This is a genomic window from Actinomycetota bacterium (assembly GCA_005888325.1).
Taxonomy (GTDB): domain Bacteria; phylum Actinomycetota; class Acidimicrobiia; order Acidimicrobiales; family AC-14; genus AC-14.
In genome coordinates, this window is sequence record VAWU01000017.1 from 25,963 (window position 1) to 36,290 (window position 10,328).

Consider the following 10,328-nt stretch of genomic DNA (forward strand, 5'->3'; position numbering starts at 1 on the left):
TGCGACGAGGACCATCGGCTCGGGCAGCGGACGTCGTTCGAAGCACGCGTGCTCGTGCGCATGGCGGGCGTTGGCCATCGACACCACGAGCGCGCCGACATGGGCCTGGTAGAGGAGCGGCAGGATCTCGTCCAACGGCACGTCGAGCGTGTGTGGCCCTTCGTAGTTGCCCCAGCAGACGTGTAGTCGCACATCAGCCGGGTCGATACCTGCGAGGGCACCGTTGATCGCGTCGATCACGAGCTCCACCCAGGCGAGGAACTCGGGGAGCGGACGATCGGCAAAGAGGGTGTGGCGCTCCATGGCGAGGTCGGGCGCGTCGATCTGCAGCAGCAGTTCCCGCTCGGCGATGAAGCGGTATTCAGTGCCGAGCGCGGTTGCGACGGCTCGCACGTACTCCTCGCGTGTGGCGTAGTGCCGGTTGTCCATGGCGGACGCGACGATGCCCGGCGATGCCGCGGTCATGAACGTCTGGCCGAACGGCGCGCCGGCGACGAGATCGCACTCCGCTGTCAACTCCGTCGTGTCGCGGTATGCGACGTCGGAGATCGCGGCGGGAGCCGCCATCAAGTTGACCTTGATGCGATTGAACCGCGGAAGGGAGAGCTCGATGAAGTCGGGATGATCGAGCAGGTCCCGCATGAAGGGGCGCTGGCTGGTGTCGCCGAACCCCGTCATCCGGTGTTGGACGTAGGTGAAGAAGCTCTCGCGAGCCTGCTCGCCGTCGTTGCCGACGTCGATACCCGCCTCGAGCTGGGCGGCGATGCTCGCCGCGGTCGCCTCCTCGACCGCGAGCCGCAGGGCTTCGGGGTCGACCGCCTCACCCCGGCTGCGCCGGCCGTGCAGCTCGGCCAGCGCGCGCGGACGGGGCAGGCTCCCGGCGTGGGTCGTCAGGATCCTGGATTCGCTGGTGAGCACCACCCCAGTCTCGCCGCATCAGTCGCAACGCGCGGGGCGGATGCTCACACGACGAGGCTGTGGTCGACGTCACATGGCCCCGTCCGCGCTCGTGTGGTGTGATGCATGTGGAAGGGGTCACGATGACGACCGAGCCGCAGGTCCTCGAGTTGCGCGACGTCGATCCGTTCGCGCCCGAGCACCGCGCGGATCCCTACCCGTTGTACGAGCGCCTGCGCGCCGAGGCACCGATCTGGTACCACCCGCGCTTCGACGAGTTCGTCCTCACGCGCCACGCAGACTGCGAGTCGGTGCTGCGCGACCCGCGCTGGAGCACCGACGCCGAGAACCTCGATCCGAGCCGCCGCGACGCGGACGACGTGAGGCTCGCGATGGGCGACCTCAAGGCCGGGGTCCTGCTCTTCCTCGACCCACCGGACCACACGCGTCTGCGCCGCCTCGTGAGCAAGGCGTTCACCCCTCGCAGCATCGAACGGCTCCGTCCCCACGTGCAGGATCTCGTCGACTCCATCCTCGTCGGCACCGTGCTCGACGAGCTCCGCGACGCGGGCGAGGTCGACCTCATGGCGAGCATCGCCTATCCCTTGCCGGTCACGGTCATCTGTGAGCTGCTGGGTGTGCCGCTCGACGACCGTCATCGCTTCGCGGCCTGGTCGAGTGATGCCTCACGTCTGCTCGATGGCGAGATCGAGGGCGATGTGCTCGAGCGGGGCATCGTCGCCGCCATGAACTTCATCAGCTACTTCGATGGCCTGTTCGAGGAGCGGCGCAAGGCGCCGCGCGACGACCTCGTGAGCGCGTTGCTCGCCGCGGAAGACGAGGGCGACCGCCTGAGCGAGGCCGAGCTGCGCAGCATCGTGCTCCTGCTGTTCGTAGCCGGTCACGAGACCACGATGAACCTCATCGGCAACGGCATGTGGGCGCTGCTCGCGCACCCCGACCAACAGCGGCGACTCGAGGCTGACCCTTCGCTCGTTCCCAACGCCGTCGAGGAGATGCTGCGGTACGACGGGCCCGTTCATCTCACGGGGCGCATCGCGCGAGAGGACCTCGACGTGGGAGGGCTGCGTGTTCCCCGTGGCGGGCAGGTGTCCACCCTGCTCGCCGCAGCTAACCGCGATCCGGATCGCTTTCCCGAACCTGCCCGTTTCGACGTCGCCCGCGACGACCTGCACCACCTGACGTTCTCGGGCGGGATCCACTACTGCCTCGGTGCCGCGCTCGCCCGCCTCGAGGGCCAGGTGGTCGTCGGCTCGTTGGTCGGGCGCTTCCCGGGGCTCGAGCTGGTGACCCGACATCCGCAGCATCGCGACCACTTCATCTTGCGCGGCCTGAAGGAGCTGCGAGTCGCGGTGGGTTAGCTCCCGGGGTGGCGCGAGCCCGCGAGGGTAGGGTGCCGACGTGGGTGAGCGCTCTGACTGACGTGGAGGGTCGGCCCTCCACGGGCGACGTGCATGCCCAGCTCGTCGCCGACCCGCCCCCGCGCCCGTCGACGGAGCGTGGCGCGCAGGGCGTGAGCGGGCCCCTCCATCCACCGCGCTACCGCCATCCCGGCGACGTGATCCGCCTGATCATGAGCGGCGTGATCCTGGTGGCGGCACTGGTGGTCAGCGCGGTGATCCCCGAGCGCCTGCTCCGCTCTCGCGCCGCCACGGTGTCGGGGCTGGAGCCCGACACCGTGCCCGGCGAGCTCCTGACCGGCCTGCTCCAGGTCGTCGCCGTCGCCGCGATCGCCGCGGTCGTCGCCGTGCTGTTGCGGCGTCGACGCTTCCGTCTCCTCACGACGCTGGTGGGCGGCGCCGTCTTCGCCGGTGTGGTGTTGGCGGCGCTCGAGCGTCTTCTCGGGTACTCAGTGCCACCCGACCTCGCGACCAACCTCGCGCGCGACGCGTTGGTTACGAACGCCGGGTTTCCCAACCCTCTCGTTCTTGCGGGCGCGGTCGCGGTCACGGTCACGGTCGCGCCCTGGCTGGCGCGCTCCTGGCGACGAGCGGCGTGGATCGTGCTCGGCTCCGCGGCGCTGGTGCGCGTGATCACCGGGACCATCCTGCCGATGGAGCTGGTGCTGGCCTTCGCCATCGGCGCCGTCGTCGCCGGCGTCCTGCTGGTCGCGTTCGGCGCCCCCGATCGCCGAATCGGGCCCGCGGAGGTCGCGAGCGCGCTGGCGGCCAGCGGCATGCCGGTCACCTCCGTCGTCCCCGCGATCGTCGTCGGGAGAGGGGCGCGGCCGTTCCTGGCTTCGACCGCCGACGGCCACCGGCTGTTCGTGAAGGTGCTGGGCCAGGACGAGCGCGACGCGGACCTTCTCTACCGGGCCTACCGGTTCGTTCGGCTGCGACGGCTGGGTGATGCCCGGCCGGCCGCATCGCTCAGACAGGCGGTCGAGCACCAGGCGCTCGTGGGCCTCATGGCCGAGCAGGCCGGCGCGCACGCGCCTCATGTCGACCGGGTCGCGGAGGCGGCCGATGGCTCCGCGTTGCTCGCCATGAGCCAGGTCGACGGCCGCTCGCTCGAGCAGGTCCCGGGCGACGAGGTCACCGACGACGTGCTCGACCGCTTGTGGACCGATGTCGAACGTCTGCATCGGGCCGGGATCGCTCACCGCTCACTGCGGACCGCCAACGTGGTGTTGGGCGACAACGGTGTCCCGTGGATCGTGGACTTCAGCTTCTCGGAGCTGGCCGCGACCGACCGGCAGGTTGCGGTCGACGTGGCCGAGCTGTTGGCGTCGCTTGCGGCGTTGGTCGGGCCGGAGCGGGCGGTCGAGCGTGCCAGTGCGGTGATCGGGCCGGAGAGCGTCGCCCCGGCGGTGCCGCTCCTACAACCCCTCGCCCTGTCCGTCGCGACGCGCCGAGCCGTCAAGGGTCACGAAGACCTCCTCGGTCGGACGCGTGCAGTGGCGGCGGCGTCGAGCGGTCAGCCACTCGACGACCTGGCCCGCGTGCAACGGGTCCGGCCGCGCACCTTGTTGATGATCGCCGTCCTCACCGGCGCCTTCTACTTCCTGTTGCCGCAGGTTGCTCAGGTGAGCGGCGCGTGGAAAGCCTTCAAGTCGGCGAACTTCGCGTGGGTGCCGTTCATGATCGTGATGTCGGCGCTGACCTACCTCGGTGCCGCGCTCGGGATCATCGGCTCGGTTCCCCAACGCGTGGCGCTTGTGCCGGCTGTGCTCGCACAGACCGCGTCCTCGTTCGTCAACCGCGTTACCCCGGCGAGCATCGGGGGCATGGTGCTCAACACGCGCTTCCTCGCGAAGTCGGGGGTGGACCCGGCGACCGCGGTGGCCGGCGTCGGCCTCAACAGCGTTGCGGGCGGCATCGTGCACGCGCTGCTCCTCATCGTCTTCTTCGTCTGGTCCGGGAGTGCGTTGGGGCGCGCGTTCAAGGTGCCCTCCGGGAGCAAGGTGCTCGGTGTCGTCGCGCTCGTGCTCGCGCTGGCAGGGGCGATGCTGTTGACCCGCTGGGGACGGCGCAAGGTGCTGGCCCCGGTTGTCGGGGCCGTCCGTTCCTCGGCCGTCAACCTGCGAGGGGTGGCCAAGAGCCCGGCCAAGCTGACGTTGCTGCTGGGCGGCTCGCTGATGACGACGCTCGCCTACGTCTGCGCGTTCGCGGGCGCGGTGATGGCGGTCAGCGGGCACCTGAGCGTGCCCAAGATCGGCGCGGTGTTCCTGGGGGCGTCGGCCGTCGCGGCCGCGGCACCCACCCCTGGGGGCCTGGGCGCGCTCGAGGCCGCGTTGGTCGCGGGTCTGACCGGCGTCGGAATGGCGTCGGGGCCCGCGGTGACCGCGGTGCTCACCTACCGGCTCGTGACGTACTGGTTGCCCGTGCTACCGGGATGGCTGGCGTGGCACGTCCTGCAGCGGCGGGAGTACGTGTGAGCCGATGGTGACCCGAGAGGTGGCCCCGACCCCGCCCCACGCCCCGCCCCCCATCCCCCGTCGGGGCGTGCGGCAGCGGCGTCCGTCGGGCGCGCCGCCGCCGCTGCCCCGCAAGATCGGGGCGACCGGCAAGCTGTGGCTCGTGTTGGCGGCCGTGGCCGCCGTCGCGCTCATCCTGCTCCCGACCGTCGGGCAACCTGCGCCGGCCGCCCGTTTCGAGACCTCGGTGCTCCGACAGTTCGCGCACCTCCGCACGGGGTGGCTGACCAACGTGATGCGGGGGATCAACACCGTCGGCTCGCGCTGGGGGACGACCTCCGTCGCCTGGGCCGTCGTCGTCGCGCTCGTCGCCTTCCGGCGCTGGCGCCACCTCTTCACCTTCCTCGGGAGCTTCGCGGTCCTCGCCATGGTCGGCACCACCCTCATCGACCGCGTGGCGAGGCCTCGTCCCTACGGCGTCGAGATCATCGGGCGTTGGGGCGGGTTCTCGATGCCCTCGCCTCCGGTCGCCGTCTTCTCCCTGATCCTCATGGCCATCGCGTACGGGCTGGTGGTGCCCGGGCGCCCGCGCCAATTGGCGAAGGGGGGCGTCGGGGGAGTCATCCTCCTGTTCGCGTTCGCCCGGCTGTACCTGGCCGTCGACCACCCGTCCGACATCGTCTACGGCGTCGTCCTCGGTGTCGCCATCCCCCTCATCGCGTTCCGCTGGTTCACGCCGAACGAAGCGTTCCCCGTGAGCTACCGGCGAGCGAAGAAGGCGCACCTCGACGTCACCGGCGAGCGAGGTGTCGCCATTCAACGCGCGATCGAGGAACAGTTGGGCCTGACCATCCTCGAGGTGAAGCCCGTCGGGCTGGCGGGCTCGGGGGGATCGACGCCGTTGCGCCTGCAGGTGGAGGGCGGCACCGCCCCCTACCTCTTCGCCAAGCTGTACGCCAAGAGCCACGTGACGGCCGACCGCTGGTACAAGCTCGGCCGGACGATCCTCTATGGCGCGCTGGAGGACGAGGCGCCGTTCCACACCGTTCGTCGCCTGGTCGAGTACGAGGACTACGCCCTGCGTGTGCTGCGCGACGCCGACATCCCGACGGCGGCGGCGTACGGCATCGTCGAGATCACCCCCGAGCGCGAGTACATGCTGATCACCGAGTTCGTCGATGGGGCCGCCGAGATCGGCGAGGCCGACGTGATCGTCGACGACCGCGTGATCGACGAAGGCCTCGGCGTGATCCGCAAGCTCTGGGATGCCGGCCTCGCTCACCGTGACATCAAGCCCGCGAACCTGTTGGTCCGTGACAGTCGGGTGTACCTGATCGACCCGTTCTTCGTGCAGGTGCGCCCGTCTCCCTGGCGCCAAGCCGTCGACCTGGCGAACATGATGCTGGTCCTCGCGGTGCGCTCCGATCCGGACCGGGTGTACGAGCACGCGGTGAAGTTCTTCACGCCGGACGAGATCGCGGAGGCGTTCGCCGCTACGCGGGGCGTGGCGAGCCCCACCCAGCTCCGGGCCGCCATGAAGCAGGACGGGCGCGACCTCCTCGCGAGCTTTCGCGCCCTGGCGCCGGAGCGACGGCCCGTCGCCATCCAGCGGTGGAGCGTGCGGCGCGTCGCGCTCGCGCTCGCGGTGCTGGCGGCGTCGCTCTTCATCGTCGTCCAGGCCACGAATCTTCTGTCGCCGGTGCAGGACCTGCCGATCGCCAGATCCCCCGAGTGCGGCACGAGCAGCACGGTCATCCTGATGGCGCAGGCGGTGCCGTCCGCCGGCGCCATCCCCTGCATCGACGCACTCCCGGCGGGCTGGACGTTCGGTCATGCGGTGGTGCACAACGGCCGTGGACGGTTCTCGCTGAACTCGGACCAGGCGGGGCATCACGCCGTGGTCGTCACCCTCTCGCACGCCTGCGACGTGACGCACGCACGCGCGGTCGGCCGCAGAGGACCCAGCACGATCCGCTTCGAGGAGTCGAGGAACCACGGCTCCGGGATCTCGCTCCTCCGCTTCGACCGGTTCCCTGGCGGGTGCGCGACGTACGACATCAAGTTCTCCGACGGGGCTCCTCCTGAATTGCTCTCCGACGTCGAGCGCGCGATTGCCTACACGGCGCGGACGAGGATCGTGCGGCATGTGCACCGGGACACGGGCCTCGTCTTCTGCGGCCGCGACGAGGCTTGCCCGGGTTAGGCGCGTCCGTTGCGTAGGGCCAGCGCGGTCGTAGCATGCGTCGCCGCGGTGGCGCTGCTGGTCGCCACGGTGGCGACGCTGACCGAGCGACTGATACTTCCCTTCGCGGCGGCCGCATGTCTCGCGGTGGGTATCGCCGCGGCTTCGTACGCGCTCACGCGAGCAGGAGCACGGAGGATCGTCGGGGCCACCGCCGCGTTCGTAGCCGTCGTCGCGCTCGTCCTGCTCGTGGTGGTCAACGACAGCCTACTGACGGTGCTGCTCGTGCTCGCGCTCCTCGCCATCGTCGGGGCGTCCACCCGATACGCGCTGGGACGCGACATGGCGGCGCTGAAGGCGAGCCCCACCCCGGGCATGGCGGTCGCCGCCGCCGCGCACCCGGTCCTCATCCTCAACCCGCGCTCGGGCAACGGGAAGGTCGAGCGCCACGCCCTGGCGGAGGAGGCGCGCCGCCGGGGCATCGAGTCGGTCGTGCTCGAGCCGGGCGACGATCTCGTCCGGCTGGCCGTGGATGCGGTGGCGCATGGCGCGGACGCCATCGGCATGGCCGGCGGAGACGGATCGCAGGCGCTCGTGGCCGGTGTGGCCCAGCAGCACGGCGTCGCCTTCGTGTGTGTCCCGGCCGGCACGCGGAACCATCTGGCGAGGGACCTCGGCCTCGACCGGGACGACGTCGTCGGTGCGCTCGACGCGTTTGCCGAGGCGGTGGAGCGTCGCATCGATCTGGCTCGTGTGGGGGACCGGGTGTTCGTGAACAACGTGACGATGGGTCTCTACGCGAAGATCGTGCAGACGCCCGAATATCGCGATCACAAGGTCGAAACCGTGCTCGAGCTGCTGCCGGCGATGCTCGGACCCGGTGCCGCGCCGTTCGACCTGCGTTTCACGGGGCCCGACGGGAACGAGCATCTGTCTGCCCACGTCATCCTGGTGTCCAACGGTCGCTATGAGCTGACCGGCCCGCAGGCCTTCGGCTCCAGACGTCGGTTGGACGGAGGGACGTTGGGGATCGTGACGGCGGAGTTCAGCTCTTCCGCCGATCTCGCCCGGTTCATCCAGTTGCAGGCTGTGGGTCAGGCGGGACGCTTCCGAGGTTGGATCAACTGGACCGACACCCGGTTCGACGTGAGATCGGCAGCGCCGATCGAGATCGGGCTCGACGGGGAAGCGTTCACGCTCGAGCGCTTCGAGTGCGCATCCCACGCGGCGCGCCCGGTCTGTCCCCGGCCGCGGCGGCGGCGCGGCCGGGCTGGTCCACGATCGCCGCGGTCCTGCAGACTGCCGCCGGTCGGCCCGTGGTCCTCGAGCATTGACGAGGGTGGTGAGCTAATGAAGGTCGTGAGGAACGTGAGGACGAGGAAGGAGTCGGGATGAGGAGATTCTCGGTACGGCCCGCGATCACCTTTCGGGGGCGGACGTTCAAGGGCCTACGGGGTTGGGCGGGCAAACCGCTGCACCCGCCGCTCACCGACATACCTGTCGGCGCGTACCTCCTGGCCGCCGGCTTCGATGTCATCTCTGCCGTCGGCGGTGACAGCCATGACTGGGCCCGCGAGCTCTGGCACGCGGGCACGTTCGCGTTCGTCGGGGGTGTCGTGGTGTCCGTGCTGGCGGCCCTGACCGGCTTCTGGGACTGGTGGAGGTCGTCGGAGCCGGGCACCCAGGCCCGACGCACGATCAACACGCACGCGTGGATCATGCTCACCGTCACCGCGCTGGCCGTCATCCACACCCGGACCTCGACGCCGGTGGGGATCGTCGTGATCTCCGTGGTCGTCGCGGCCCTCGTGGCGCTGGGGTCCACCTACGGCGGCACCCTCGTCTTCGACTACGGCTTCTACGTCGAGACGGCCGGCGACCATCCCGTCTGGCACAAGTCCGAGCAGGACGTCCTTCCCGGCCGGCACGACTGACCCCTCGCGGTCCCGCACCGCGACCGTGGCTCAGTGGGTGATGGATGCGTCGTCGGCCTGGAAGCAAACGCCGACGGGCGAGCTGACGGTGTACGCCTGGAAGTCCAGGTTCGACGACCCCGGTGCCACCGGGGTGTAGACGACGGTGACCGGTTGCCAGGACGACGTCAGCGTCACCGACGTCGAAAGCGAGCCCTGTTGCACCCCGCTCTTGTACTCGCGAACGCGCAGCTTGAACGTGAGCCCGGGTGTGTCGGAGCGCACCCAGATGGTCGCCGTGTAGGCACCGGCCTGAGTGGTGCCCACCCAGCTCGGCTTGTCGTCGAGCGTGCAGTTGCTACCGGCCGACGTGTTCGCGAGCTGCGCAGCCCAACTCCCGGAGTGCCCGCCCGCGACTCGGCTCAGCGTGTTGAACGAGTTGCCGGCCTCCCAGCCGGACGTGTCGACCTCGAAGCCCGCGTTTCCGATCAGATTCGTGCTCGCCGAGCTCACCGTGATCGACACCGTGGCCGACGCGGTCCCACCGTTGCCGTCACTCACGTCGTACGTGAACGAGTCGGGCCCCGAGTAGCCCCCGTCCGGGGTGTAGGTGACGGTGTTGTGGGCGTTCACGACCGTGGTGCCATGGGCGGGCGTGGACGTGCCGGTCACCGTCAGCGCGTCGTTGTCGGGGTCGCTGTCGTTGGCCAGCACGTTCACCGTGAGCGGCGTGCCCGGTTGGGTGGAGGCCGAGTCGTTGTTGGCCACGGGGGGATGGTTCACGTGGTTGACGCTGATCGACACCGTCGCCGCGGCGGTGGAGTCGATCTGGCCGTCGTTGGCCTTGAACTGGAACGCGTCGGGCCCGGAGTAGCCGGCGTTGGGCTGATACGTGGTGGTGTTGCCCGCGCCCGTCAGCGCGTAGGGCAGCTCGCTCGCGGCGATGACGTGGCCACCGGTGCCCGTGCCGTCGTAGAGCTTGCCGCTGGCGGGCAGCGAGGTGACCTTGAAGCGCAGCGGGTCGCTGTCGGGATCGGAGCCGGTGAGGGTCACGGTGCTGGTGGCCCCTTCGTTGACCGACACCGACTGCGAGGTCGCCACGGGCGGGTTGTCCACCGCGATCGTCACCGTGGCCGACGCGGTCCCGCCCCTGCCGTCGCTGATCGTGTAGTTGAACGAGTCGGGCCCCGAGTAGCCCGAGGTCGGGGTGTAGGTGACGGTGTTGTTGGCGTTCACCGCGGCGGTTCCGTGGGCCGGGCTCGACGCGCCGGTGACCGTGAGCGGGTCGTTGTCGGGGTCGCTGTCGTTGGCGAGCACGCTCACCGTGACCGGCGTGGCCGGTTGGGTCGAAGCCGAGTCGTTGCCGGCCACAGGAGCGCGGTTCGACTGGCCGACCGAGACCGACACCGTCGCCGCGGCGATCGAGTCGAGCTGACCGTCGTTGGCCTTGAACTGGAAC

Annotated in this window: 5 protein-coding genes and 2 pseudogenes (1 of these 7 running past the window's edge); 5 read left to right on the forward strand and 2 right to left on the reverse strand. The window is 70.1% G+C overall.

The window, feature by feature from the left end:
• A pseudogene (locus E6G06_03790) lies at positions 1-918 on the reverse strand (hypothetical protein); it reaches 423 nt to the left of the window's first position.
• Positions 919-1,019: 101 nt separating this feature from the next.
• On the opposite strand from E6G06_03790, the gene E6G06_03795 reads away from it, so the two are divergent.
• The 5 genes and pseudogenes from E6G06_03795 to E6G06_03815 all read left to right on the forward strand — a co-directional run bounded on the left by E6G06_03795 (position 1,020) and on the right by E6G06_03815 (position 8,890).
• The gene (locus E6G06_03795) at positions 1,020-2,279 is read left to right on the forward strand and encodes a cytochrome P450 (protein ID TML92885.1); all 1,260 of its coding nucleotides are present in this window, start codon (positions 1,020-1,022) and stop codon (positions 2,277-2,279) included.
• Positions 2,280-2,323: 44 nt separating this feature from the next.
• Entirely contained in the window at positions 2,324-4,795 is a 2,472-nt protein-coding gene (locus tag E6G06_03800; protein TML92886.1) for a hypothetical protein, read from the forward strand.
• Positions 4,796-4,799: 4 nt separating this feature from the next.
• Positions 4,800-6,434 (forward strand): annotated as a pseudogene (locus E6G06_03805) (hypothetical protein).
• A gap of 591 nt (positions 6,435-7,025) precedes the next feature.
• Positions 7,026-8,351: a diacylglycerol kinase gene (locus E6G06_03810; GenBank protein ID TML92887.1), complete on the forward strand. Its 1,326-nt coding sequence runs from the start codon at positions 7,026-7,028 to the stop codon at positions 8,349-8,351.
• Positions 8,348-8,890 (forward strand): DUF2231 domain-containing protein, encoded by a 543-nt coding sequence (locus tag E6G06_03815; GenBank protein ID TML92888.1) that lies wholly within the window; start codon positions 8,348-8,350, stop codon positions 8,888-8,890. Before E6G06_03810 ends, E6G06_03815 begins: the two co-directional genes overlap by 4 nt.
• A gap of 30 nt (positions 8,891-8,920) precedes the next feature.
• Here the strand turns inward: E6G06_03815 and E6G06_03820 are convergent.
• Positions 8,921-10,328: tandem-95 repeat protein (locus E6G06_03820; protein TML92889.1), on the reverse strand; the 1,408-nt coding region annotated here is incomplete at its 5' end.

What these genes read in the sequence shown, in the direction of transcription:
- E6G06_03795 (TML92885.1), top strand. Translation starts at nt 1,020, where the DNA reads ATGCATGTGGAAGGGGTCACGATGACGACCGAGCCGCAGGTCCTCGAG.
- E6G06_03815 (TML92888.1), top strand. Translation starts at nt 8,348, where the DNA reads ATGAGGAGATTCTCGGTACGGCCCGCGATCACCTTTCGGGGGCGGACG.